The 26931-nt window shown below is 45.8% G+C and carries 26 protein-coding genes; 11 read left to right on the plus strand and 15 right to left on the minus strand.

The annotated features are described in order from the left end of the window. Positions 1-298 precede the first annotated feature (298 nt). The 5 genes from H3S83_RS00785 to rimM all read right to left on the minus strand — a co-directional run bounded on the left by H3S83_RS00785 (position 299) and on the right by rimM (position 4376). Positions 299-766: a GNAT family N-acetyltransferase gene (locus H3S83_RS00785; RefSeq protein WP_198239623.1), complete on the minus strand. Its 468-nt coding sequence runs from the start codon at positions 764-766 to the stop codon at positions 299-301. A 106-nt stretch (positions 767-872) separates the two neighbouring features. Continuing rightward, entirely contained in the window at positions 873-2282 is a 1410-nt protein-coding gene (leuC, locus tag H3S83_RS00790) for a 3-isopropylmalate dehydratase large subunit (RefSeq protein ID WP_198238635.1), read from the minus strand. Positions 2283-2489: 207 nt separating this feature from the next. Beyond that, positions 2490-2951: a 50S ribosomal protein L19 gene (gene rplS, locus H3S83_RS00795; protein WP_077973169.1), complete on the minus strand. Its 462-nt coding sequence runs from the start codon at positions 2949-2951 to the stop codon at positions 2490-2492. A gap of 178 nt (positions 2952-3129) precedes the next feature. Then, positions 3130-3828, minus strand: coding sequence for a tRNA (guanosine(37)-N1)-methyltransferase TrmD (gene trmD, locus H3S83_RS00800; RefSeq protein ID WP_198238636.1), 699 nt, complete (start codon positions 3826-3828; stop codon positions 3130-3132). Continuing rightward, positions 3825-4376, minus strand: a complete 552-nt coding sequence (gene rimM / locus H3S83_RS00805) for a ribosome maturation factor RimM (RefSeq protein ID WP_198238637.1) — start codon at positions 4374-4376, stop codon at positions 3825-3827. The genes trmD and rimM overlap by 4 nt, the downstream gene beginning before the upstream one ends. Before the next feature lie 257 nt (positions 4377-4633). On the opposite strand from rimM, the gene H3S83_RS00810 reads away from it, so the two are divergent. Next, a complete protein-coding gene (locus H3S83_RS00810) occupies positions 4634-5464 on the plus strand; it encodes a SapC family protein (RefSeq protein ID WP_198225616.1) in 831 nt (276 codons plus the stop codon). A 54-nt stretch (positions 5465-5518) separates the two neighbouring features. Then, on the plus strand, positions 5519-6472 hold the full coding sequence (locus H3S83_RS00815) for a tyrosine recombinase XerC (protein ID WP_198238638.1): 954 nt from the start codon (positions 5519-5521) through the stop codon (positions 6470-6472). 194 nt (positions 6473-6666) lie between these two features. On the opposite strand, the gene H3S83_RS00820 is transcribed toward H3S83_RS00815, so the two are convergent. Continuing rightward, positions 6667-6948, minus strand: a complete 282-nt coding sequence (locus tag H3S83_RS00820) for a BolA family transcriptional regulator (RefSeq protein WP_077973179.1) — start codon at positions 6946-6948, stop codon at positions 6667-6669. A 140-nt stretch (positions 6949-7088) separates the two neighbouring features. Between H3S83_RS00820 and H3S83_RS00825 the strand changes: the two genes are divergently transcribed. The 5 genes from H3S83_RS00825 (at position 7089) to H3S83_RS00845 (ending at position 13445) form a co-directional block, all read left to right on the plus strand. Beyond that, a complete protein-coding gene (locus H3S83_RS00825) occupies positions 7089-7706 on the plus strand; it encodes a J domain-containing protein (RefSeq protein ID WP_077973180.1) in 618 nt (205 codons plus the stop codon). A 170-nt stretch (positions 7707-7876) separates the two neighbouring features. After that, positions 7877-8863: a cobaltochelatase subunit CobS gene (gene cobS, locus H3S83_RS00830; protein WP_077973181.1), complete on the plus strand. Its 987-nt coding sequence runs from the start codon at positions 7877-7879 to the stop codon at positions 8861-8863. Positions 8864-8961: 98 nt separating this feature from the next. Beyond that, a complete protein-coding gene (gene cobT, locus H3S83_RS00835; RefSeq protein WP_370541357.1) occupies positions 8962-10743 on the plus strand; it encodes a cobaltochelatase subunit CobT in 1782 nt (593 codons plus the stop codon). A 434-nt stretch (positions 10744-11177) separates the two neighbouring features. Next, complete coding sequence (locus H3S83_RS00840) at positions 11178-12473, plus strand: MFS transporter (RefSeq protein ID WP_198238640.1); 1296 nt, start codon at positions 11178-11180, stop codon at positions 12471-12473. Positions 12474-12680: 207 nt separating this feature from the next. Further along, positions 12681-13445: an HpcH/HpaI aldolase/citrate lyase family protein gene (locus H3S83_RS00845; protein ID WP_198238641.1), complete on the plus strand. Its 765-nt coding sequence runs from the start codon at positions 12681-12683 to the stop codon at positions 13443-13445. Here H3S83_RS00845 and H3S83_RS00850 read toward each other — a convergent pair. Continuing rightward, entirely contained in the window at positions 13433-14083 is a 651-nt protein-coding gene (locus H3S83_RS00850; RefSeq protein ID WP_198225612.1) for a queuosine precursor transporter, read from the minus strand. The two genes, H3S83_RS00845 and H3S83_RS00850, sit on opposite strands and share 13 nt — an antisense overlap. A gap of 76 nt (positions 14084-14159) precedes the next feature. After that, positions 14160-14453 carry a 50S ribosomal protein L28 gene (gene rpmB, locus H3S83_RS00855; protein WP_077973192.1) on the minus strand — a complete coding sequence of 98 codons (294 nt, stop codon included), beginning with the start codon at positions 14451-14453 and terminating at the stop codon, positions 14160-14162. A gap of 209 nt (positions 14454-14662) precedes the next feature. Between rpmB and H3S83_RS00860 the strand changes: the two genes are divergently transcribed. The 3 genes from H3S83_RS00860 to H3S83_RS00870 all read left to right on the plus strand — a co-directional run bounded on the left by H3S83_RS00860 (position 14663) and on the right by H3S83_RS00870 (position 17698). Next, positions 14663-15433: an SURF1 family protein gene (locus tag H3S83_RS00860; protein ID WP_198239624.1), complete on the plus strand. Its 771-nt coding sequence runs from the start codon at positions 14663-14665 to the stop codon at positions 15431-15433. Further along, positions 15426-16313 (plus strand): DMT family transporter, encoded by an 888-nt coding sequence (locus H3S83_RS00865; RefSeq protein ID WP_198238642.1) that lies wholly within the window; start codon positions 15426-15428, stop codon positions 16311-16313. Before H3S83_RS00860 ends, H3S83_RS00865 begins: the two co-directional genes overlap by 8 nt. A gap of 506 nt (positions 16314-16819) precedes the next feature. Continuing rightward, the gene (locus H3S83_RS00870; protein ID WP_198238643.1) at positions 16820-17698 is read left to right on the plus strand and encodes a DMT family transporter; all 879 of its coding nucleotides are present in this window, start codon (positions 16820-16822) and stop codon (positions 17696-17698) included. 492 nt (positions 17699-18190) lie between these two features. On the opposite strand, the gene H3S83_RS00875 is transcribed toward H3S83_RS00870, so the two are convergent. From H3S83_RS00875 to htpX, 5 genes are all read right to left on the minus strand, one after another. Beyond that, positions 18191-18334 (minus strand): DUF1127 domain-containing protein, encoded by a 144-nt coding sequence (locus H3S83_RS00875; protein ID WP_077973196.1) that lies wholly within the window; start codon positions 18332-18334, stop codon positions 18191-18193. 822 nt (positions 18335-19156) lie between these two features. Next, complete coding sequence (purH, locus tag H3S83_RS00880) at positions 19157-20773, minus strand: bifunctional phosphoribosylaminoimidazolecarboxamide formyltransferase/IMP cyclohydrolase (protein WP_077973197.1); 1617 nt, start codon at positions 20771-20773, stop codon at positions 19157-19159. Between the two features lie 155 nt (positions 20774-20928). Beyond that, positions 20929-22566 carry a heparinase II/III family protein gene (locus H3S83_RS00885; RefSeq protein ID WP_198239625.1) on the minus strand — a complete coding sequence of 546 codons (1638 nt, stop codon included), beginning with the start codon at positions 22564-22566 and terminating at the stop codon, positions 20929-20931. 374 nt (positions 22567-22940) lie between these two features. Then, positions 22941-24311, minus strand: a complete 1371-nt coding sequence (locus H3S83_RS00890; protein WP_210327904.1) for an RsmB/NOP family class I SAM-dependent RNA methyltransferase — start codon at positions 24309-24311, stop codon at positions 22941-22943. 10 nt (positions 24312-24321) lie between these two features. Beyond that, entirely contained in the window at positions 24322-25278 is a 957-nt protein-coding gene (gene htpX, locus H3S83_RS00895) for a zinc metalloprotease HtpX (RefSeq protein WP_198238644.1), read from the minus strand. A gap of 83 nt (positions 25279-25361) precedes the next feature. Between htpX and H3S83_RS00900 the strand changes: the two genes are divergently transcribed. Next, positions 25362-25574, plus strand: coding sequence for a DUF1674 domain-containing protein (locus tag H3S83_RS00900; RefSeq protein ID WP_077973200.1), 213 nt, complete (start codon positions 25362-25364; stop codon positions 25572-25574). Positions 25575-26149: 575 nt separating this feature from the next. On the opposite strand, the gene rpsP is transcribed toward H3S83_RS00900, so the two are convergent. Together rpsP and H3S83_RS00910 are read right to left on the minus strand one after the other, a co-directional pair. Then, entirely contained in the window at positions 26150-26539 is a 390-nt protein-coding gene (gene rpsP, locus H3S83_RS00905; RefSeq protein ID WP_077973205.1) for a 30S ribosomal protein S16, read from the minus strand. 81 nt (positions 26540-26620) lie between these two features. Continuing rightward, positions 26621-26926, minus strand: a complete 306-nt coding sequence (locus tag H3S83_RS00910) for a chorismate mutase (RefSeq protein ID WP_198225607.1) — start codon at positions 26924-26926, stop codon at positions 26621-26623. Positions 26927-26931: the final 5 nt, after the last annotated feature.

Consider the following 26931-nt stretch of genomic DNA (forward strand, 5'->3'; position numbering starts at 1 on the left):
TTTTGCTCCACGTCAAAGCAGTAAAGCATATTCTTGTCATCAAATCATTGGGATTGGGTAGAGTTTTTATTACAAATCGCGTTTTAATCGTTTAAAAACATGATAAAATCAATCATATTTTTCCTTTTGCGAGGCCTTAGAAGCGACGGTAGGCACATAAACTGATTCTCGGTTACCGCCCCTATTTACTCAAATATTGCTCGAATAGCAGAAAACCGTTTTGCGTTTTCAAACAAAACGGTTTTCCTGATTTTATTTTGAATAATTAAGCTATAGGAGCAAACGAGCTTCAGTGATTTTAGTCGAACCGTATAATATAGCCGGTCCAATCCCCTTTTACGGCAATTTGCTCATAAAGTTTGCGCCCGTCCTCGGGAATACGGGGAGCATTCAAAATCAACTTTGTCCAGCCACGCTCCTCGGCTTTATCACAAAGAAGATCGATCATAGCTTTGGCGATGCCCTTACCCTGATACTCATGATGTACATGAATATGATCTACCTGCCCTGCACGCAATCCGGAAACCGGTTCGGGATGATCATAAAAAATGACAAATCCGACGAGTTCACCGTTAACGTGAGCGCCAAGTACTTCGGCCGTACGATCCTTTAGCAGTTGCTCGGCGTAATACTCGTCGGGCCGACGCGGGGCACCCCGTTTCAACGCCTGGGTATAACTTGCAAGAAGAGGAGCAAGTAAACGTGCATCCTTCAAATGTAAAAGGCTGATTGCCACATCATGCTGGTCTTCTTTATTAGTCGTCATCATACCCGAACTCCCTTTGTTGGGTTTTTCACTTAATCTATGTTTAAAGTGACCAGATCAAAACGTAAAGAGTTCTTGCTTCAGGAAATACAATTTGCCGCAGTTTCTATTTCCAGTCTCTGATATCGACAAAATGACCGGCAATTGCAGCCGCCGCAGCCATAGCGGGCGAAACAAGGTGTGTACGGCCCTTATAACCCTGTCTGCTCTCGAAATTACGATTGGAGGTTGAAGCACAGCGTTCTCCCGGCTCCAGCCTGTCATCGTTCATCGCAAGACACATGGAGCATCCGGGTTCCCGCCAATCAAAACCGGCATCCTTGAAGATTTTATCAAGCCCTTCTTTTTCTGCCTGTTCTTTAACGAGACCCGAGCCTGGAACAACCATTGCCGAAACGGTGGGAGAAACCTTTTTTCCTTTAACCATTGCAGCCGCGGCTCTCATATCTTCAATGCGTCCATTGGTGCAAGAACCGATAAAAACCCGATCAATCTTGATATCCGTCATTTTTGTGCCGGCCTTCAAACCCATATATTCGAGCGCCCGCATTTTGGAAGCACGTTTGGTTTCATCGGCAATTTCTTCCGGATCCGGCACAACGCCGGTAACCGGCACGACATCTTCCGGCGATGATCCCCACGTAACCGATGGCACAAGCTCGCTCGCATCAAGTGTGACGACAGTATCGTAATGTGCCCCTTCATCCGATTTCAGTGTTTTCCAATAGGCAATTGCTTTTTCCAGCATCTCGCCTTTCGGCGCGCGCGGACGGCTCCGGATATAATCGAAAGTGGTTTCGTCCGGTGCAATCATTCCGGCTCGTGCACCTGCTTCAATCGACATATTGCAAACGGTCATCCGGCCTTCCATAGAAAGGCCACGAATTGCCTCGCCGGCAAATTCGATCACATGGCCGGTTCCACCGGCTGTACCGATTTTTCCGATAATGGCCAGAACAAGATCTTTTGCGGTCACGCCTTTTGGTAGACTACCATTGACCTGAACCAGCATATTTTTCGATTTTTTCTGGATCAGTGTCTGGGTCGCCAGAACATGCTCGACCTCGGAGGTGCCGATACCATGAGCTAGGGCACCGAAAGCGCCATGTGTCGAGGTATGGCTATCGCCACACACAATGGTCATGCCGGGCAGAGTAAAGCCTTGCTCGGGTCCTATAATATGGACAATACCCTGACGTTTATCGTTCTGGTTAAAATATTCTATGCCAAATTCGGAGGTATTTTTTGCCAAAGCCTCGACTTGCGTGCGGCTTTGCTCGTTCTTGATACCTTTTGCTCGATCTGGCGATGTCGGAATATTATGATCGACAACAGCCAATGTTTTTTCCGGATGGCGCACAGGACGATGAGCGATACGCAAACCTTCAAAAGCTTGAGGGCTGGTCACTTCATGAACAAGATGACGATCAATATAGAGTAGGCAAGTACCGTCTTCCTGACGGTCTACAATATGATCTTCAAAAATCTTGTCATAAAGTGTACGCGGGGCACTCATTTTTTTGTCCTTGAATATTAAAAATTAAGCGTTTTCAACTTTCAAATCGGCCATTATTCGGCGATTGTTCCAAAAGTCAATCAACATGACATGAGATAAGAACGATCGGACGATTTTGCAAAGCCCGCATCAAATTCCATAAAGAAACCGATGCAATAAAAAAGCGGCTTAAAAGCCGCTTTTATCTCAAATAAAACCAATCGGCTTTTATTCTGATTTCTGTTCAGCTTCCGGTAGTGGTGCAGCCACTGTTTCAACAGTGACAGTTTCAGCCACACCGGTGCTTGGAACATCAACCGCCTTCTTGCGGTAGTCTCTTTTCTCGGAAATGCGGGCAGCTTTACCGGTAAGGCCACGCAAATAATAGAGTTTGGCACGACGCACATTACCACGACGAACGACTTCAACGCCCTCGACAAGTGGTGAATAAACCGGAAATACGCGTTCTACACCCTCGCCATAGGAAATTTTACGAACGGTAAATGTCTCGTTAAGACCACCACCCGAACGGGCAATGCAAACACCTTCATAAGCTTGAACACGGGTACGTGTACCTTCAGTCACACGAACCGAAACGCGAAGTGTATCACCGGCCTGAAAGGCAGGGAGTTTGCGCTTTTCTTCAATTTTTGCGCGCTGCTCGGCGTCGAGCTGTTGTATAATATTCATCTCATCAATCCTTCATGTTCTTCTCGAACAGTCAGAGCGCTCGACTCTTGCCCTCGAAACCTTGTTCCTTCGGCTATGCCTTGCGGCAGGAGCGGGTTCACCATCCATTAATTTCCGGATGCAGATGACGTACCATCTGAAAACGTGGTTTGCCCATTACACTATCGCGCAAACTGAATCAAGCTTTCCTGTTATTTTTCTCGTAAATCGAATAAAGATCCGGCCGTCTTGCTCTGGTTATTTCTTCCGACCGGTTTTTGCGCCATTTTTCAATTTCCTGATGGTTTCCCGAGGTCAAAACTTCGGGAATTGATCTGCCTTCAAATATTTGTGGCCTTGTATATTGCGGATATTCAAGAAGTCCGGCCTCAAAACTTTCCTGTTCGCCCGATTGATTGTTCCCCATCACACCGGGCAAAAGCCGCACAATCGAATCAAGTATAATGAGTGCCGCCCCCTCGCCACCGGAAAGAACGTAATCACCGATCGAAACCTCGATAAGATTTCTGGCTTCAATCACCCTCTCGTCCACACCTTCAAAACGGCCGCAGACGAGCGTTACGCCCCCGCCATCTATCAATTCATGAGCCATTTTCTGGTTGAAACTGCGCCCGCGCGGACTCATCAACAAACGGGGATAATGATTGTCAACACTGTCAATGGCTTTTGCGAGCACATCGGGCTTCATGACCATTCCGGCACCACCGCCGGAGGGTGTGTCATCCACACTATGATGACGGTCAGACGCGAAATCTCTTATCTGGACTTTATCAAGGGACCAGATGCCGTTTTCCAATGCACGCCCCGCCATTGAGTGGCCGAGGAACCCCGGAAACATTTCCGGATAAAGAGTAAGTACTTGAGCCTTGAAACTCATTGTTCCTCCTCGTGACCCAAATCCAGATCATCGTCAACAAGACCTGCTGCAACCCGATCAATGGAGATATATCCCTCACCGATATCGATTTCAGGGACGGCAGCTTTTGAAAAGGGAATGAGCTTGAGCCCCTCGCCTTCAATCTTCAGTTCAAGAATATCACCACCACCGAAATCAAAGACGGCATTGACCTTGCCGATCACTTGACCATTTTCGTCTCTGACACGCAAACCGATAAGATCGGTCTGATAAAACTCGTCTTCTTCGAGATCATCCGGCAATTGTTGGCGATCGACATAAAGCGCTATTCCATTGAGTGCCTCGGCGTGACTGCGATCATCAATACCTGAAAAATGCGCAATGACAGCGTTGCCCGTTTTTCTGATATGGTCAATCTTGAAAGATCGGCCATTTTCGTCGAATAGCTTACCATAAGACGAAAGTCCGATAGGATCGGCGGTAAATACTACAAGTTTTACATCGCCTTTAATACCGTGGGCTGCCGCGATGGTTGCAAGGCGAACAAAATTATCTTTGCTTTTTCCCATATGGTTCTACTTTTGCTCCAATTTACGGCTTTCGGCTCTTAAAAATCGGCTTTTGTTAAAAATTTACTTCAAGCTTGAGACTTTTTTAATAATACCCGCTCAAAATTCAAGCCGTTCGCTTTAATATGGTTCATTTACTATATTCAATAGGGATCGAGAGAAAACCGTTCTATCCCGATTGAAAAGCAACAATGGCGGCTTTGGGGTCAAAACATTGCAAAACGTAGCCATTTTAAAAACACTTCAGGAGAGTTTCTATGCCAACAGTTATGCTTTTTTATAAAAACATCGTCCCCATTTCACGCGAAACACACAAAAAACTGAAATTCAGTGCTCCGAAAAATCTCGACTTTGCAGCAAATACCCACTGGGTTCCATTGGCAGGTGAAGAATTCTATCAGGCCGCTTTGAACTACCCGATTTTGTTTATGGGTGCCGAAGATAAAGAAGGTAAAATTACCTATACTGCCGTTGCCATGCTCGGTTTGGCAAATGATGAAAACGATTATCTTGACAAGGATAAAAAGTGGCGCCCCGACACATATATTCCGGCGTTCGTCCGCCGTTATCCATTTGTGTTGGCAGGTGCACCTGACCAGAAAGAATTGACTGTCTGTTTCGATTCCGAATCAGGCATGTTCAACGAAGTTGAAGGAATTGATCTCTTTAACAGCGATGGCAGTGTTTCACCTTTTATGGAAGATCGTATCAATTTCCTGAACGCTTTCAAAAACAGCATGGAACAGACAAACAAATTTCTGGAAACGATTGCCAAAATGGGCCTGTTCAAAAAACAGTCGATCGACATACGCTCGCAAAGCGGACAGACGGCAAGGCTCGAAAATTTCTGGATTATCGACACCGAGAAATTCAACAAGCTTTCCGGCGACCAACTGGCAAAACTCCACAAACAAGGCTTTCTTGGCTGGATCTTTGCCCAATTAATGTCGATGAACAACTTGCCTGGCTTAATGAATCTCCACATTGCCCATATGAAAAATGCAATAGCTGCACCGAAAGCGGCCATATCCGATAAAACCGGCGAAGCCACTAAAAAAAATAAACCTGTCTCGACAAAAATCAATTAAGGTCGCTCGAACAGAGAAACCCGATGTTAAACTCTGTCATGGTAAATTGATGCCATGACAGAGATCTCCACCTCCGATCTTCCATTATTGGAAGCAACGCCAAAGCTTTTGTCCGCGCGCAAAGACTGGCTCGAGCAGCTTGAAAAAACGCGCCGCGTTGCGAAACTCACCGTTGAAGCTTATGAACGGGATAGCCGACAATTTCTAAGTTTTCTTTGTGAGCATCTCGGACATCGTCCCGACATTTCCGATCTTTCCGAACTTCGCGTTGCCGATATAAGATCATTTCTTGCCTATCGGCGCAATGAAGGCGTTGGCTCGCGTTCACTTGGCCGCGGTCTTGCCGGTATACGCTCGTTTTTCAACTTTTTGACACGTGCCGGACTTGCCGATGTGCCGGCAGCGCGCGTTGTGCGCACACCGAAACAACCGAAATCTTTGCCAAAACCGCTCAATATCGCCGATGCACTGCATATTGTTGACAAGAAAACCCAGCTTGATGACGAGCCTTGGGTTGCTTCGAGAAACGCCGCCATTCTCACTCTTTGTTATGGATGTGGCTTGAGAATTTCGGAAGCTTTATCACTAACGCCTGCAGATTTTAGCGACAAAAATGCTACCAGCATTTATGTAACCGGCAAAGGAGGAAAAACCCGTCTCGTTCCGGTTATTCCGGCTGTCCATGAGGCAATAGATGATTATCTTTCCTGTTGCCCATTCATTTTACCACCCGATCAACCTTTGTTCCGTGGTGTGCGTGGTGGAAAATTGCAAAGGGCAATTGTCGAACGCGCTGTTCAACAATTGCGCTCGAGCCTCGGCCTTCCCGATAGTGTTACACCGCATGCCCTCAGGCATTCTTTTGCAACACATTTATTGTCGCGTGGCGGGGATCTTCGCACTATTCAGGAATTGCTCGGTCACGCAAGTCTTTCGACCACACAAATCTACACCGGTGTTGATACCGACCGCCTCATGGAAGTTTATAAAAAAGCCCATCCACGTTGAGGATTGCCTCTAGATTAAAAACATGCTTGCAGAATTACCGTTGATAAACGGTCATTGACTTTACCATTTAAAATTGTGGAATATTTGAAATCCGGAATTTTGTTCGACAATCAGTCTGAAGCACAAGATTGATCCGGTATGATTTAAAAGGCTTTATTGTTTTGTAAAATGAAACCGGATGATCTTACATCCGGTTACTCGGCCTTGGCTTCAATCGCCAAAGCATGGATACCGCTTTCAAGTTCATGCTTGAGAACATGATTGATTGCACGATGGATATCCACCCGTTTCATACCTTTAAAAGCCTTTGCAGTAATTTTGACCCGAAAATGCGTTTCACCTTTACCATCGAAGCTACGGCCATCATCGTGTTGGTGACCGGCGTGAAGATGACTTTCATCAATAATTTCAATAACAGATGGAGAAAAGGCAGCTTGAAGCTTTTTCTTGATAGTTTCTGCAACTGTGCTGGACATTTTCTTCTTTTAACCCCATATGTGAGCGGTAAGTTTCACCCGATTCTTGATATTCAGGAAATCGGCAACTCACATGTGGGAACAAAAATCCCGAAAGTCAATTCTTGCCAAACATGTATATTGTGTTTTAAGTCGGAAACATGACGACCACATCGAAATTATTTGACTCAATCCGCATCAGTTCCAACAGAAAAAAGAAGGTGGAACCTCAGGTTCCCCAATGTCAGTGGGAAGGATGCACAAAACCCGGCACTCATCGGGCTCCAGCAGGGCGCGATCATGAGGGAGAATATCTTCATTTCTGCCTCGAACATGTGCGCGAATATAACAAGAATTTCAATTATTTCACCGGTTTGAAAGATGAAGAAATCGCGAAATTCCAGAAAGATGCACTGACCGGCCATCGCCCGACCTGGAAATCGGGTGTCAATGCCGCTGCTGCCAAGCCTGCAGCCGATTTTTCGAGAATCCGTTCCGGTTCAGCCGCTTATCAGAACCGGGTAAACGATCCGCTTCATATGTTCAATCAACAAAGCCGGGCAACCAACGCACCACGAAAATTGAAAACACTGGAAGCGCGGGCTTTCATGACATTGGGCCTTGACGCCAATGCAACCAGCCGTGACATAAAGGCGAAATACAAGGCTCTGGTAAAACTTCATCACCCTGATGCAAATGGGGGTGACCGGTCTTCCGAAGATCGCTTGCGCGAAGTATTACAGGCATATAACCTGCTGAAAAATGCCGGCTTTTGCTAACGTCAAATTGAAGACCAAAAGGCAATTCTTTTCAATGGAACATTGAAATTCTTGTCTGACTGTCTGATAACAGATCGAGAGCTTGTAGCTCTTCAATTTAAAACACATTATAGCTATAAGGTGTGTTCATATTTAATTCGGACAGCGGTTTTATCCCGTATGGAGGCATGATGACAAAGGACGATCTGGGTATTGATAATGTGCCGGATATAACGGTTTCGGCACGCGAACTTTTCGGTATTGATACCGATATGCAGGTTCCAGCGTTCAGCGAAACAGATCCTAATGTGCCCGAGCTTGATCCGGATTATCTATTCGATCGGGAAACAACTTTAGCCATCCTTGCCGGTTTTGCCTTCAATCGTCGTGTGATGGTTTCAGGCTATCACGGTACCGGTAAATCTACCCATATCGAGCAGATTGCCGCGCGTTTGAACTGGCCTTGTATCCGCGTCAATCTTGATAGCCACGTCAGTCGTATCGACCTTGTCGGAAAGGATGCGATTGTTATCAAAAACGGTATGCAGGTGACAGAATTTCAGGATGGTATTCTGCCATGGGCATATCAAAGAAATGTTGCACTGGTTTTTGATGAATATGATGCCGGTCGTCCTGATGTTATGTTTGTTATCCAGCGCGTATTGGAATCGTCCGGACGTTTGACCTTGCTTGATCAGAGTCGCGTTATTTCACCGCATCCTGCTTTTCGTCTGTTTGCTACAGCAAACACAATCGGTCTGGGTGACACAACCGGCCTTTACCATGGCACACAGCAAATCAACCAGGCGCAAATGGACCGCTGGTCGATTGTGACAACTTTGAACTATTTGCCGCATGACAATGAAGTCAATATTGTTCTGGCAAAGGCAAAATCCTTCCGCACCAAAGAAGGCCGCGAGACGGTTTCACAAATGGTTCATGTTGCCGATATGACGAGGCAAGCCTTCATCAATGGCGATCTTTCGACAGTCATGAGCCCGCGTACCGTTATTACCTGGGCTGAAAACACCGAAATTTTCAAGGATTTGGGATTTGCATTCCGCCTTACATTTTTAAACAAGTGCGACGAATTGGAACGCCCGATCGTTGCCGAATTCTATCAGCGGGCTTTTGGCAAGGAATTGCCTGAATCCCTTGCCAACTCGGTTTTGTCATAAGGAAAACAGCTTTGGCAGCACAATCAGGAGACAATTCACGCGAACGTCCTTCGGGACTGATTGACAGTGAACCGTTTAAACGGGCGACAACTGTATGCATGCGTGCAGTCTCGGGTGATCATGAGCTGGATGTGGTCTTCGGTGAAGACCGCCCCTCTATAGTGGGAGGACATGCAAGACTTCCCGAAATACCGCGTCACCCGACATATAATGATTTTGCTGTTACCCGTGGACTTGCCGATTCCATGGCCTTGCGTCAGGCTTGGCATGATAGTGAAATCCATTCCAATCTTGCTCCGCAAGTGCCCGAAGCACGTGCCGTCTATGATGCGGTCGAACAGGCCCGTGTTGAAGCAATCGGCACACTTGCCATGGAAGGCATGGCAGAAAACCTTGATGCGATGCTTGCCGATAAATACAAGCGGGCAAATTATCAGGCTATCACCACAAAGGATGAAGCACCGCTTGAAGAAGCCTTGGCACTAATGGTGCGCGAGAAGATTACCGGCCGTAAACCACCTGAAGAAGCTGGTCCCGTCGTTGATTTATGGCGTGACTGGATTGAGGAAAAAGCCGGAACAGACCTCGATCATCTGGCAAAAAATGTCAATAATCAGGACAAATTTGCCCGCATCGTGCGTAATATGTTGGCATCCATGCAACTTGCTGACAGTCTTGAAGATAACGAGACTGATAGTGAGGGTGAGAACGAGGATGAAAACAACGAGCCTCAGGAAAACGAGGACGGCGATTCAAAAGAACAGGAAGGCTCCGACAAAACCGAAAGCGAGCCATCTGATGATGTTGATGAAAATGCCGAAGACGGAGACATGGAAGCATCCGATTCGGCCGATGATGATGGCAGCGATTCCGAAGAGATAGACACCGAACAGACCCCTGGTCAAACCAAACGCCCGCAACCGCCATTTTCCGATATGGACGAGCTTGGCGATTACAAAGTCTATACGCGCGAATTTGACGAGGAAGTCGAAGCATCCGAACTTTGTGACATTGAAGAACTCACAAAATTACGTGCGTTTCTTGATAAGCAGCTAACCAATTTGCAAGGTGCTGTCGGCAAGCTCGCCAACCGCTTGCAACGGCGCTTGATGGCGCAACAGAACAGGTCATGGAATTTCGACCTTGAAGAAGGCTATCTCGATTCGGCACGGCTGCCGCGTGTCGTTATCGACCCGACACAACCGCTTTCTTTCAAACAGGAGCGCGATACCGATTTTCGCGATACCGTTGTCTCGCTGGTCATCGATAATTCCGGCTCCATGAGAGGGCGCCCCATTACTGTTGCTGCAACCTGTGTTGATATTCTGGCAAGAACACTTGAACGCTGCGGCGTGAAGGTTGAAATTCTGGGCTTTACGACAAAAGCATGGAAAGGTGGCCAATCCCGCGAAAAATGGCTCGCCAACGGGAAGCCTGCCAATCCGGGTCGCCTGAACGATCTCCGCCACATTATTTATAAAAGTGCCGACACACCTTGGCGGCGCGCGAAGCGCAATCTTGGCCTGATGATGCGCGAAGGGCTGCTTAAAGAAAATATCGATGGCGAAGCTTTGATATGGGCGCACCAACGGTTACTTGGCCGGCGCGAATACCGGCGCATTCTGATGATGATTTCCGACGGCGCTCCGGTTGATGATTCCACACTTTCTGTCAATCCGGGTAATTATCTGGAAAAGCATTTGCGCGCTGTTATTGAAGAAATAGAAGCTCACTCGCCGGTCGAGTTGATTGCAATCGGCATTGGACATGATGTCACCCGCTATTATCAGCGTGCTGTGACAATTGTCGATGCGGAAGAACTTGCCGGCGCCATGACAGAACAACTTGCAAGCCTGTTTGACGAAGAAAAATCCCGTTAGTTCTGCATGTGCTTTTGCGGTCAAACAGGTTGATCGCACCTCAATCCGGATAAGTTGAATAACAATCAAATCATTACCGGAACAAATAGCCTTTTGTCAAAAAATCCTGCTCATGAAGTGATCTTCGCTATCCCGAATTTCATTCTATATTGCGATATATTTCTTTATAGAAAGACGTTCGTCAAAAGGCTGTCAAAACCGGTTTTCCGGCACAAATTTCGCCACCGCTCAAAAAGCCTCAACAGATAGGTTTTTTGCAATTTAAAAAACCTGTTATCTGCCCCGCTCCCGTTAAATAATTTTATTGATTTTTACATCAGATATATCAATAATCGACCAATTTCTAACTTGAATATCTGTCTTTCATTTATCAATCAATCCGTTTTTATCGGGGAAGTTTTTCGAGGGGAAGAAGAACGGGGAGGAGAACAACCATGACGGAATCACGCGCCACACCTAAAGTCCGCAGAAGACAAAATACAACGCTTCTAATGCTGGTTCTGATCGGAACCATCAACTATATCGACCGTTCGACGCTTTCAATAGGTAACACATTGATCCGTCAGGACCTTGGCTTATCCCTGACCCAAATGGGATGGCTGCTTTCCGCGTTTTTATGGGCTTATGCAATTTCACAATTACCTTGTGGACTTCTCGTCGATAGATTCGGAGCGCGCCGCGTATTAGGAATAGGCTTATTTATCTGGTCACTTGCCCAGGCATTGTGTGGTATGGTTTTCAACTTCTTCCAATTCATCATTGCCAGAGTATGTCTGGGCATGGGTGAATCACCAATGTTTGTTTCAAATGCACGCGCTGTACGTGACTGGTTCCCTCTCAGTCAGCGGGGAAAACCGACAGGTATCTATAATTGTGTTTCAACATTGGGACCGACTGTGGCACCGCCTCTATTAACAGCATTGATGTTGAATTTCGGCTGGCGTTGGATGTTCATCATCATGGGTATTGTCGGTATTATTGTTTCAATAATCTGGTTCATCATTTATCGGGATCCTCACCACACGGATCTCATAGAAGAAGAAAGAAACTACCTTGTAGCGGGCGAAGAAAATGAACCTGAAAGCACCACCGATTTTGCCGAATGGATAGGTCTATTCCGCTTTCGTGTAACATGGGGACTGATGTTGGGGTATTTCGGCACCATCTACCTCATGTGGCTATTTATGACATGGCTTCCGAGTTATCTCGAAATGGAACGCGGCATGAGCTTGCAAAAAACCGGTTGGGTCGCGGCCATTCCCTATGCTTTCGGCATAATCGGCAGCATTGGAACAGGTTATATTGTTGATTGGGCTTCCTCGAAAGGCATAACTCCGGTTGAAGCCCGCCGGTATATTGTATCATTCAGTCTTGTCATAATGTCGGTTTTCACCTTTTTATGTGCATTAACAGCGAGCAATGTTTTAGCCGTTATTTTTATTTGCATTGTTATGTTCGGTGTGGGTTCGGCTACAGCAATGGCTTGGGCTATGGTCTCTGTTTTGGCAGCCCGAAGTGTTACCGGTTCGCTGGGCGGCATAATGAGTGCCTTCGGTTATGTGGGGGGTGCACTGGCACCTACTGTAACCGGTTATATTGCACAATTTACAGGAAGTTTTATTCCGGCGCTTTTGGTTGGTTCATGCATCGGCATTCTGTCAGCCATGATCTACCTTTTCTTCCTGCCAAAAACCGCTTTGACGGAGGAAGATATCGGGCGCAAACACTGACCGGTTGATCAGATAATTCCAATTTTTCTTTTCTTTGGTTCGGAATTATTTGGTTTTGAACGATTTCGCTTATTTGAAATCGAATCTCATACAGAAATATTATTTTTCGGAAAATTGACCGGGATATTCTATTTATGAAACAATTCTACTCGTATATCACAGTAGTACAAACAGAAGCGATAGCTGATTGATGGGGAGGATAATAAGATGACAAAAAGCATTAAAACGATTGTTAAAGAAAAGGGTCATGTTTTTTCGGCATGGAGTAATTTTACCGATCCTGTTGCAATATCCGCATTGGCCGAAACAGATTTTGATGCAATCGTTTTTGATATGCAGCATGGCGCACATGATGAAACAAGCATCATTACAGCTATCGATCGCGCAAAATCCCGTGATAAAACGACAATTGTGCGCATTCCCGTCAATCGTTTCGATACGGCAAGCCGTGCCTTGGACTTCGGCGCCGATGCAATTATTGCACCAATGATAAACTCTGCCGAACAAGCGCGTAAATTGATCGAATTTGTAAAATACCCACCCCTTGGTCAACGTTCGTTCGGAGCGTTACGACCAAATACCAGTTTTGGTGCTGTTGGCAGTAGCAATTATTTCAGCGGCTGTAATCAACATGTCACAATTTTCGCCATGATCGAAACGCGTGAGGCTTTCGCAAATCTCGACGAGATCTTGACCGTTCAGGGATTGGATGGTGTTTTCGTTGGTCCTTTTGATTTTTCGGTCGGCTGGAGTGGAGGAAAAGAGGCTAACCCTTCAAGTCCTGAAATAATAGAGCCATTGACAACGATTGCAGAAAAAGCCCGTGATGCGCATCTAATTGCCGGAGTTTATTGCCCGAACAGCACATTTGCCAAACGGTATCAGTCACTCGGTTACCAGTTCATGACATTGAGCAATGACAAAGCAATGATTGGCGAAGCCGCCCGAACCATTCTTAATCAAATGGCTTGATCGCCTTTTTCGTGAACTTTTCCATGATAGATGTCCGGCATGAAGATTGCCAGAATGGCACCATATGGCAAAAGCATAAACACGCCCATAAACAGTTTCACGCAAAAATCGCCACATGACAATGAAAGCCAGACCGGTACCTCAAGCCCCATCAGATTTGTCATAGTCGGGATCGAGCTATCGCTGTACCCGGTCAATTTATCGATAAACGAAAAATGGCTGGAAAAAGCGACCGCGAAGAACCACACGGTATCAAGTGCAGAGCCGGTAATTGCAGCCGCAAGCGGCGCAATCCACCAGGTTTTGCGCCGCAATGGATTGAACACCAGAATATCCAGCAATTGTGCAAAAAGAAAAGCCGTTCCCGAGGCAATTGCCAATCGGGGGCTTGCAAGAATCCACGAAACAGCAAGACCGGCAATAAAACCGGCATAAACAATACGTCTTGCAGCATGGGGGCCGTAACGACGATTCGTCAGATCGTTGATGAGAAAAGCAAATGGATAGGTAAACGCGCCATAGGTCAGAAGGTGTTCTAATCCGAACCAGTGAAACGGATATTGCACCAGAACATTGGATGCCGTCACCGCGAGGCACATTGCAAAAACTGCAAAAATAAGATGCTGGGTCTGTTTCATTTTTTTACCCTGGGTGATGGAACCAGAAAAAAGGGCCGAAAATCGGCCCTCAAGACGAATCGTTTATTGAAAAAAATCAGGCTGCTGTTTCAGCGAGCTTCTTTTCAATCTGACGCTTCAACAAGCGGGCCCGTTGCGACAATTCCTTGTCACCGGACTTCAAAAGAAAAGCATCAAGACCACCGCGATGTTCAACCGAACGTAAAGCATTTGCTGAAATGCGCAAACGATAACTTTGTTCGAGAGCATCCGAGATCAATGTAACATTGCAGAGATTTGGCAAAAAACGGCGACGCGATTTGTTATTTGCGTGGCTGACATTATTGCCATATTGGACTGTTTTTCCAGTCAATTCGCAGGCGCGGGACATAGGTTTCACCTTTAAATTCTAATAGAAGCAACCGACAAGCATGTTAAATTTCCAATGAACACGCGCATAGATTGGCTTCCCAAAAATTGGTAAGTTGCGTTTCTATAGGGGGCTTGGATGAAAAGGTCAAGGGTTTTCATGTGACAGACGAAAGTTAAAACGTAAGAAATCTGTTTTTTTAATCGGGATATGCTAAAAGCAATACCATGATGAGTGATATAAAAACCGATACTCCCCGTTCCCGTGGCCGTTCCCCTATATTTCTGGGCATTTTCGGCTTCCTGTGTCTATTCTTTTTTTGTGCCTTTTCAGCATTGGGCGTCTGGCAGGTCGAGAGACTCGGCTGGAAAGAAAATCTGATTAAAAATGCCAATGAACGCATCCACCTTGCGCCAATTGCTGCACCAGCAAAAAGTGAATGGGGAAAGGTAACATATGATAATGACGAATACCGCCCTGTCACACTCACCGGCCGTTTTTTGAATGATAAAGAAGTTCTGGTAACTGCTGTCGCCGATGAAGACACCGGTTATTGGGTGCTGACCCCCATAGAAACAGAAGACGGGGCAATTACTTTCATCAATCGGGGATTTGTCCCCATGGATAAGCGCGATCAACGATCGCGTAAAGCCGGCATAATTGACGGGGAAACAACTGTAACGGGTCTTTTACGCATGAGTGAAGGTGGCGGTTTTTTCCCGCGCAAAAATAATCCGGATAGTAATTTGTGGTATACGAGGCAATTGCCCGCTATGGCAAAGAAAGTCGGGCTTGATGAAGTTGCCCCATATTTCATCGATGCCGACAGAACACCCAATAAAGGCGGTTTACCAATTGGTGGTTTAACTGTAGTCAGCTTTCCGAATAATCACTTGAGCTATGCTATTACTTGGTTTACTTTGGCCGCCGGTGTATTTGCAGCATCAATATTTTTAATTATTTCTGAAAAGCGGCGGCGGCGCGGTATCGTTTATGAATAAAGCAACAGGAATCGGTTTTCTGGCAATCCTCATGTGGTCGCTTCTTGCGACCTTGACCGCTTTTTCCGGAAAAGTTCCGTCTCTCCTGTTGACATCCATGACATTTCTCATCGGCACAATACCGGGGGTGGTGATCTGGATCAAACATCCTCAAACATTGAAAGATTTAAAACAACCCCTCGTCGTCTGGGTGGTGGGCATCGGTGGCCTGTTCGGCTACCACTTCCTTTATTTCACAGCGTTGAGAAATGCGCCGCCTGTTGATGCAGCATTGATCAATTATTTATGGCCTTTGCTGATTGTGCTCGGTTCTGCACTCATGCCCGGTGAAAAATTGCGCTGGTTCCATGTTCTCGGTGCTTTATTGGGCTTTTCCGGAATGGTGCTGGTCTTCGCCGGAAAAGGCGGATTTGTTATTGATGAAAAAAACATCTATGGCTATCTCGTTGCATTGGGAAGTGCTTTTGCATGGGCGGCCTATTCACTTCTTTCACGTCGATTGTCAAAAGTTCCAACAACAGTCGTGGCAGCCTTTTGCCTTGTAACATCTATTTTGGCATTTCTTTGCCACTTCATTTTTTCAGAACCCTTCATTTTGCCGGAGACCGGCACACAATGGCTATCCGTTCTGTTATTAGGTCTCTTTCCTGTCGGACTGGCTTTTTACTGTTGGGATTTTGGTGTCAAAAGGGGCAATATCCAGCTTTTAGGCGTTGCAAGTTATAGTGCACCTTTGCTTTCCACGCTTATCATGGTGGCAACGGGGCTTGGAGAGCCGTCATGGCGTTTGTTGGCGGCATGTCTACTCATCACCGGCGGTGCTGTCCTTGCTTCGAAAAATCTGATTTTCAAATCGAAACTGCAACCGGTTTCCGAATAGAAGAAAACGATCTTCATCAATCATCATCATTCCTTTTTTGGGGAGATCATTTCACTATTATCGAAATCAAATTTTATAGTTCTCGAAAAAATTCCTGCATACGATAAATAATCGAACTATCCTGTAAAAATCGTTTTCTAATAATCTCTTACAAATTTACATACACAAAATTATAAACATCATTTTTAACGCCATAAAAACCGGTTTTGGCTTTGCTATTTTATTTTAAAATTTCTAAATATATTTCTTGAAGAAACTGTTTTTCGCCCCTTTTCTTTTTTTGATCTTTTATCATATTGATATTTTTGAATTGGAACACAGCCACTTCGCGAAATTACCGGAACGAAGCTGATAAACGGGTGCTAATAATTTTATGTGCTCAATTGTTTGCTGGAAAATCTTTTTCGGGTATTCGAATTCAGTGAGGCGAATTTGATCAAGCGAATGCGGTGGTGCGAACACAAACAAGCAGATAACACAGGTAAAAGCGAACGGAAGGAATAAACATGGTTTATGGAGTTTTCCTTTCCTTTGCATCTTATGCCGCATATGCGATCAGTGATGCTTGTGTCAAATTTATTGATGGTGCACTTCCCCCTTATGAAACGGCTTTTTTCGGAGCTTTAATCAGCATTATTGTCATTCCGTTTTTGAAAAACCGTGACAATAAATGGATAGACATTATCCGCTCGCAGAACTGGCCAATGTGGTTTTTGCGCACAATATCGGGTGCATTTGGCGTTATTGGCAGTGTTACGGCCTTTACACATTTATCAATGGCAGAGGCATTTACACTCATATTTTTACAGCCTTTGTTTGTCAGTATTCTTTCCATGATATTTTTAAAAGAAGCCATCGGGTGGCGACGTTGGTCTGCCATCATTATCGGCTTTATCGGTGTACTTGTCGTTTTGCGACCAGGTTTTCGCGAGCTCAATATCGGCCATGTGGGAGCTGTTTTTGCCGGTTTGAGCGGTGCTATTTCCATTATTATTGTCCGCCATATGGGAGGACGTGAAAAACGCATCACACTCTATTCCAGCGGAATTATCGGTTCGATTGTTATCTGTGGTTTATTGAGTTTACCGGGCTATATCGAACCGCATAACTTCGAATGGCTTTATCTTGCCGGTTATGGATTATTTGCAGCTCTTGGCGCGCTTTTCCTCATGGCTGCGGCTCGTCGCGTTCCCGCCATTGCAATTGCTACCCCGCAATATAGCCAGATGATCTGGGCTATCTTATTCGGCTATTTCATTTTCAACGATCATCTCGATCTTCCTATGATCATTGGCATTATCCTGATCATGGCTTCGAGTCTGTTAACTTTCCTGCGTGAAAAACATCACAGTACTCAAACCACGCCGCAAAAAGCCACGCCATAAAATACTTAAATCCATAAAATCAGTTCCTTTCCCCTGCCCGATTGATTTTTCATTGATCGAAAAAGAACCCTTGAAAAAATAAAAAAGCCTAATGTGAAGAAAACTTCGCTGGCAAGCCCGAGAAGAAATCTCGCAAGCTTTTGGCATCTATGCAGCGAGCAATCGCCGCAATCAATGAACCGGTACCGAGGCACGTCTTTTAATATAGAGATGCATTAAGACCTGATTGCTGCATTGTTCTAAAAGACAGATATAGAGCTTTGAAATAAAACGCCTTGTTTGCGGGGGGTGGGCAGCAGAGATTACAAAAGAAAAGCCCCAAAGGAAGAAAATAAAAAACGCTTGGCTTAAGGGAGCAGGCAGCAGACGTTACAAAGGGAGGAAATAAAAAACGCCTGCTGCGGGAGGGAGCAGCAGACGTTACAAAGGGAAAGCCTCAAGGGAAGGAAAGGCTTTCCACACAGAGCCCGAGGGGGAAGGCTCTGTGAGCTTTTAGCGTGCTGTACGGCGAGCAATCGCCGCAATCTCTGAACGGGTAATGCCTAGATCGTTTAGCTCATGAGCAGAAAGACGGCTCAATTCATTATAAGTTGTACGATAACGGCGCCATTTATTAAAACTACGAAGAAGATTCATGACACTCACCTGATTTATATTATTATGTTTGAATTTGTTGAGGCGTATATAAGCCTGACTTTATTGATTGAGGAGTGACAAGATTGCATAGCTGCTGTGCAACGTTTAAGCAATTTGCGTATTTTTTAGTCACAATTCATTAAGAATTGTCCGCCTTTTGCCTCATTCCATGACATTTCGCCTTATTTACGAAATAAATCTTCGTTTTTTGCCATAATTCCTGTCAAAAATTTCATGAGAATTGTTTTAAATTAAACCAAATTACAAATTTGAAAGAACGAAATTCTAGTTACCTGTGCAAAATAACTTGTAAGTTAACGATATTTTCTACAAAATTTCATAAATCATGGTTAATTTTTCGTTTAGAGTAATTCCTATCACGAACTTGAAATATATTGTCGGCGTAAGCAAATAATTTTTTGACGAGCGCTATTGTTTATTCCCGCTATCGTTTGCGATCTCGAAACTGTCTTGGCCAAGAAACCTCTGATCTGTTTCAATCAATCGCGGCATATCGATTGCAATTGTGAAACAAGAATTTGCTGTGTAACACGCCTCATAGACATAATGTTGTTTGAGAAAAGTGGACAGTTTTGTAGAAATCTCCGGTAAATCTATCAAAACATCGCTTAGCCGGTTTTAAAAATATTTTCGCTGAAATAATCGCTATTTTTCTCCGATGCCTCCGTTTTGAAGCTTGATCAACGTGGCCTCTGATCACTTCCGGAAAGTATCGGAAACAATGATAGCTTTAAAAAAGCTGCCGGAACTCATCCGGCAGCTTTTGATTAAAATTGCACTTTTTATTTTTTAACCACTTATTCAGTGACGGAAATGCCGCATGCCGGTAAAGACCATAGCGATGTTGTTTTCGTCAGCGGCTGCAATCACCTCGTCGTCGCGGATAGAACCGCCGGGCTGGATGACCGCTGTTGCACCCGCTTCAACCGCCGACAATAATCCGTCAGCAAACGGGAAGAAAGCGTCGGAGGCAACAACCGAACCTTTGGTCAAAGGCTCGCTTATCCCTGCAATTTTAGCTGCATCAAGCGCTTTATGCGCAGCAATACGGGCTGAATCCACACGGCTCATCTGACCGGCACCAATGCCGACTGTTGCATTATCCTTCACATAGACAATGGCATTTGATTTGACGTGTTTGGCAACCTGAAACGCAAATTTGAGATCGCGCATTTCCGCTTCGGTCGGTTGGCGTTTTGTGACTACCTTCAATTCGAGATCGTCAATTACACCATTGTCGCGCGTCTGAACCAACATGCCACCAGATACGGTTCTCATTGTCAAACCGGGAGCGCGCGGGTCAGGCAGACCACCGGTAATCAGAAGACGCAGATTCTTCTTCTTGGCAATAATTTCGCGGGCTGTTTCTGTAGCGTCCGGTGCGATAATAACTTCGGTAAAAATTTTGGTAATTTCGGTAGCGCAATCTTCGTCAAGCGGACGGTTAAGCGCGATAATACCACCAAAAGCCGAAACAGAATCACAAGCCAAGGCTTTGAGATAGGCTTCTTTCAACGTTTTGCCTTTGGCAACCCCGCAAGGATTGGCATGTTTGATGATAGCGACTGCAGCAGTCTTTTCCGGATCGAATTCGGCCACCGTTTCAAAGGCTGCGTCCGTATCATTGATATTATTATAGGAAAGCTGTTTTCCCTGTAAAACCTGCGCGGTTGATACACCAAAGCGCTTTTCACCGGTCAGATAAAAACCCGCCTTTTGATGCGGATTTTCACCATAGCGCATGATTGTTTCGAGCTCGCCGCCAATTGCGCGCCATTTCGGCGTATCAATTTCAAGCTTCTCGGCAAACCAGTTCGATATTGCTGCATCATATGAAGCTGTACGGGCAAAAGCACGGGCAGCCAACATACGGCGGAAAGAAAGCTTCAAACTGCCTTCATTTTTATCAAGCTCGGCCAATACCAGATTATAGTCATCCGAATCTGTCACAACTGTAACATAGGCATGGTTTTTTGCAGCCGCACGAATCATTGCCGGTCCGCCAATGTCGATATTTTCGACAATGGTTTCATTATCGGCACCGGAAAGTCTTGTTTCCTCGAACGGATAAAGATTGACAGCAACAAGATCAATGCCGACAATTCCGTGTTTTTTCATTGCGGCCTGATGTTCGGGATCATCACGGATTGCAAGTATGCCTCCATGAATTGCCGGATGCAGAGTTTTGACCCGACCATCCATGATTTCCGGAAAACCGGTAACTTCGGAGACATCTTTGACAGGCAAACCGGCTTCAGCCAAAGCCTTTGCAGTACCGCCTGTCGAAATAAGCTCGACGCCATATTCATGAAGTCGCGTCGCAAAGTCGATAAGACCGGTTTTATCCGATACGGAAATAAGAGCCCGACGCACCCGAAGCAAATCGGGCGCGGGAATGTGTTTCGATGTCACAGTCATAGTATTGTTCCTGAAATTTACGCAGAAGAAATAACCTTAACTGCCATAGCACAGGAAGTTGGAAAAAACACGCTGTGAATAGAAAAGTGAACGGTTTTGACTTGAAACTTTTAGATAAGCTCTTTTCGAACTATCTTCATTTTCAGGTCAAATACTTAGCTTGCACCGGTAATACGTGTAAAACGCCAACGGACTTTTTCGGTGAGAACCGGCCGAAAATTCAAGACAATCTGCCGTGTCCTTTTGGGGCCGCTTGCATCTGCAAAGTCGATTGAATCTTCAAGCTGGATATCGGCATCGGGAGAAATAAAATTCCACACGTCTCCCTTCAAAACTTCCAGACGCAAGCTGTTCCCATCATGGCTCACCTCGACATGCGGATGAAGATGGAAACGCACCGCTACATTATCACGGCCATCGCTCTTGATGGATTTGCCGGCAGGAGCATAGAAGGAATCGTAACCGTCAATAATATTGCCATTGGATGTAAGCAGCAATCCACGTTCGTGAATCATATTGAATGATCCGACGTAACCGTTATGACTTGCGACAAAACCGATACGATCCGGTTCTTCAACCCGCTTTATATTGACAATTGTCGGGCCGCTTATGAGGGCTGCGCGGTCATTGCCTTTCCGCTTATAGAATTTACCGGAAGAGGTATCATTCAATGTTGCAGTCGAATGGGCTGCGGTTGTCCGCGCCATCAAAGCATAATCGGCCGGTCCATAAGGGTCGATTCCTGCATTGATAATAAACCGGTCAGCACCGGATGACATTTCGAATGAAAGACAGCCTGCGGCCGCCTGATAGGAAACCTGACGCGGCGGTATAGTTCCGGTATCGGCAATGATGGTTGTGTTATTGGCATAAAGTCTTTGATAGCCGGAATAAGGAGCGTGTGAAAAAGGCATACCGGCTGTCTCGTCGAGTTTTAAAACAACTGCCAGCCGCTCCGGCAAAACCGGTCCGACACCGTTAAAATGGGCAAGTGTCTGATCTTGATGAACAAAAAACCGCAAAGCCGGTAACATGCGTTCAACCGAATCAACCAATATTCTCGGTGCAGTCTCTTTGCTATGGGCATAAACGTGACGCAGTGCGATAAGATCGGTCAAAAGCGAAAGCAATGTTGCAGGATTGCGCGAAATATGCCCGCCATCCGGCAATATTTGTCGGGTCAAAGAGCGGGTAAGCTGTGCTTGTGCTGCCTTCTTCATGGAAGGAGAAACCGGCAAACAAATGGACGCAAAGCATAACGCCGTTGCCGCCTGAAGACGGTTTTCATCCTCGTCCATATTGCGGATAGCCGTTCTTAAAAACCGTGCATGAAAACCTAATGCACGCATGAAGCGACGTTCGAAATTTTCATTTGCTCCATCAAGCAACATTCGTGCATGGCAAAGCCAGGAAATCAGTCTTCGTGCCGCAACATCGGGATACCAAGCAGGCCCTTTGATATGTTTTCCGGATTGTTCAAGCCAATCATTGAGCAAAGAACGGGCATGGGCATTGGCAAGAGGAGTGCGTGCCGCATCAAGATGCCGGAGCCAACTGAAATCGTTAAGTGCCGCTTCCCAAGCCGGTGTTGGCGGTTCGATTGCAAAAGGCGAGATTGACCCTGTTTGCACAATCCGTCCGGCAAGTGCGAACCGGCCATGATAGAATTCATGCGCCATTTCCGGATCGGCCAAATGAAGATCAACCGGTTCGGCCAGAATGCGCTGCGGACGAAAGCCGGAAAAACGCCAACGGAACAACGGCCCCACACACACACGCCGCAACACACGCATCGCAGCATAAAGCGCCGGCGATGTTTTATATTGCTGATCAACTGTAGTGGACACGATCGGAACTCCAAGAAAACAAACTTGAGTGTATTTTCTTTGATTAAGGTGAATGATTGGTTAATTTTGGTAAAAAACTCGCAATAGACCATCGCGATCAAATGAAATTATTATCATCTATTTTTGGAAAAAAGCTGAATTACTCTCCCCGTTTCAAACGTTCAGCCTTGAAATATCGGCATTAAAAATTCCGGATTCTGCCCATCAGCAATTTAAAATTCACAAAACAAATTTTCAAAAAATTGAAGGTGTCATAGCCCCATTTCTCTTTTGTCAGAATATACCGGAGAAGCCGAAAAAATAGCGAGGTTGCGAAAAGCTTAAGCAATACGTTTGAATCTCGCAGCAAAAAAGCCGTCCATACCCGATAATGAAGGTGTTTGTCCTTCAAGATCGGCAGGAGTTGTCCGCAAAACTCCGTTTGATAAAAGCTCTTTTCTTCCCTCCACTTCCTCGTCACGAATTGGCACGAGCTTGATGTCATTGCGGCTTGAAAGGATGTTATTGACCAGCTCTTCACCTTCCTGTCTTGCAATCGAACAATTTGCAAAGACAATCAAACCGCCAATTTTGACAAGCGAAATGGAAGCGACAAGAAGTTCAAGCTGTAATTTCGCAAGTTTTTCAACGTCACGAATATCTTTTGTCCATAAAATATCAGGGTGTCTTCTGATTGTTCCGGTCGACGAACAGGGCGCATCAAGTAAAACAGCATCGAAAAGCTCTTGCGGTTTGAAATCTTTGAGGTTGCCTGCCCATGTCGCAACCTTCAAATTAAGCCGTTCCATATTGCGTTGTAAACGTTTCAAGCGGTTTTCAGAAAGATCGATTGCTGTCACATGGGCGCCCTGAATGGCAAGTTCTGCCGTTTTTCCGCCGGGTGCCGCACATAAATCTGCAACAGCTTTATCTTTAATATTGCCGAGCAAACGGGCGGGAAGAGAGGCGGCGACATCTTGCACCCACCAGTCCCCTTGCTGATAGCCTTCAAGATCGCTTACCGCCCCATCGACATGTTCAAGCCGGACTGTGCCATTAAAGAGAACATGACCACCGAGTTTTTCGGCCCAAATTTCTGGGGTGCTTTTGACGGTAATATCAATTGCTGGTTCATTTGCCTGTGCGGCCAATATTTTTGCCGCCTTTTCGCGACCATAGTTTTCAACAAGCATTTCCGAAAACCATGCCGGAATATTTTCCGTGGCCGGGCTTTGCGCCCGTTCCTTATCGGCATTGCGGGCAAGTTTTCGCAAAATCGCATTGACAAGGCCGGAAAAGCGTTGATTGCGCGGATCGCTTTTGGCGGCCGTGACTGCAAGATCAATTGCCGCATGGTCGGGAACATCAAGATAGAGCACTTGTGCTGCCGCAACATGGAGAAGATGCCTTAAGGACAGAGCATTTTGCGGCAAAGGCCGATCAAGATAAGACTTAAAGATTCTTTCAATATCGGCACGATGGCGAAGTGCTGCCCCCAAAATGGCGCGCACCAGCATACGATCGCGCATTTCCAGTGCCAAATATTGGGGATGCCCGTGCTCATTATCAGTGAGACCATCAAGCGAAGTCTTTTTGTCAACCACTGCCGAAAGAAGGCGGGCTGCGGCCTGTCTTGCCGGAAGTCCCGGAACAGGCACTGCGGATTTTTTTTCTGACAAACCGGATTGATCTATTTTACGTTTAGTTGCCAATATCGACTCGTTATGACCATGGACCTTTCGGCGTGTTATTGCGCATCCATGACGGACGTTCAACAGTGCGGCGCAGATTTTCCCATGGCGAACCGCTTGTTGTCGTAATATTCATTTCTTCGGCCTGTTTGCGCAAGGCTGCAATACGATTTTCTGTCGAGGGATGGGTCGAAAAAAGATTATCCGCCCCGCTGCCATTCAGGGGATTGATGATAAACAAATGTGCCGTTGCCGGATTATGCTCTGCTTCCTCATTGGGGATAGTTTCAACACCTCGGGCAATTTTGTTCAAAGCCGAAGCAAGCCATAGCGGATTTCCGCATATTTGCCCACCGCGTTTGTCGGCCGCATATTCACGTGTTCTGCTGATCGCCATTTGCACAAGCATTGCAGCAAAAGGCGCCACGAACATCGCAATAATTGTACCGATAATACCCGATGAATTGGAGTTGCCATTGGAATCACGGTTACTGCTGCCGAAAAACAACGCGAAATTACCAAGCATCGAAATGGCACCGGCAATCGAAGCGGTAATCGTCATTGTCAGCGTATCATGGTTTTGCACATGTGACAGCTCGTGCGCCATAACACCGGCCAGTTCTTCCGGACTAAGAGCGTTCAACAGACCGGCTGTAGCGGCAACAGAAGCATGTTCGGGGTTGCGGCCGGTTGCAAAAGCATTGGGCTGGGCATCATCAATCACAAAGACTTTCGGCTGGGGGAGACCGGCTTTTTTGGCAAGGTCACTGACAATCCGGTAATATTGGGGGGCACTGCGCTCATCAACCTGATGCGCGCCATACATATTCAAAACCATTTTATCCGAATTCCAATAGGAAAACAGATTCATTCCGGCTGAAACGAGAAATGCGATCATTGCGCCATTACTGCCGCCAATCAGGTAACCGACGCCCATTAATAGTGCCGTCATGAAAGCAAGAAGCATGGCGGTACGCATAAAATTCATTGTCAACAACTCCGATATAACGCATATTTGTCCTTATATGATGGTGAATATTTCCGTTTTCTTCAATGGAAGACCTATGAAAAATGACTGACAAACAACAAGAACAAAATATAGAGAATAAAAATTCCGTAAAAAAAGAACTTCCCCCTGCTGCACAAAGAGCACTGAAAGAAGCTGAAGAGCGGCGTAAAAAAGCCAAAAAAACCGATGCGCCGAAGGAAATTGGTGGCCGTGGTGGCAACGATCCTTCACGCTATGGCGACTGGGAAATAAAGGGGCGGGCTATCGACTTCTGATTTTTGAAAGCTCGTTCAAATAAAACTGGTTTTATTGAACTCCTAAGCTTGTTTCGCACGACCTTGGCTGATCTCGCGCGATATTGCTCTTTTAACAAGACTGCTCTTTTAATATGTATCCAAATAATTTGTTAAACCAATTTTCAAAACCGGCTTTTACAAGCTGTTGTTTTGCGTTTCGCCAATTTTTATTTTCAAGCTTGAATTCATCAGAAAAACATTTTCCCGTAATGATGTTCCTGTCATTATTTCCATTCTATAATGGACAATATAAAAAGCTTTGCCGCCTTTTTCGTCTTGATCGGACAGGCTCTGGCACTTTTCTAAAACGCTTTTCTCATTGCTTGCCGCAGATGGTTGTTCATTAACCGGGCACCTGCCGGATGAAAATCATTGCTGCACTGAATTTCAGTTATAAAGTTATACCCCACGATAAAGATGAAGAATACGAAAAAATCCTATTCTACGTTTATGCGTCACACAAAAATTCCAACAAAAAACGGGCATCAAATGCCCGTTTATTGCTTTCTTTTCCTGACTTATCAAAAGTCTCGAAAATTTGTGTTTTTAAAATCTTATTCTGTCGGTTGGGCTGCTTCTTCAGCAGGAGCAGCAGCGGCAGCTTTTGCTTCTTCTTCAGCCTGTTTGGCAGCAGCAATACGTTCCTGAGCTTTTTTGCCGGGCTGCGCTTTATTCGGATTGTTGCGGGGCTTGCGTTTGAAAAGACCGGCAGCATCAAGGAAACGTGCAACACGATCTGTCGGCAAAGCGCCATGTCCGAGCCAATATTGAATGCGCTCGTTATCCATCTTTACGCGATCATTCTCGTCGGCAAGCATCGGATTCCAGAAACCGACACGTTCGATAAACCGGCCATCGCGCGGGCTGCGGATATCAGCGATAACGATATGATAGTAAGGACGCTTTTTTGAACCTGCGCGTGACAGACGAATTTTCAACGACATATTTTATCTCCTATTGTCGGTTTTGGCTTTTTACCAATGGGGTTGCCGCCGGCCTTTTCCTGTTCCGGCAGAATTGTTTCCTTATTTCGAATTCAGTTTCAAAGCCGTCGCTTCGTGGTGACGAATGACTTCCTTGACGATGAAATTTAAAAATTTTTCCGCAAAATCGGGATCAAGATGGCTTTCTTCAGCAAGCTTGCGCAGACGAGCTACCTGACGTTTTTCGCGTGATGGATCGGCGGGCGGAAGGCCATATTTTGCCTTTAATACTCCCACAGCTTTGGTGCAGCGAAACCGTTCGGCAAGGATATGCACAAGTGCGGCATCAAAATTGTCGATTGATTCGCGAAGTTGCAAAAGCTCTTCAGGAATTTTCGTATCACTCATAATCT

Source organism: Bartonella sp. W8122 (genome assembly GCF_016102485.1).
GTDB classification, from domain to species: domain Bacteria; phylum Pseudomonadota; class Alphaproteobacteria; order Rhizobiales; family Rhizobiaceae; genus Bartonella; species Bartonella apihabitans.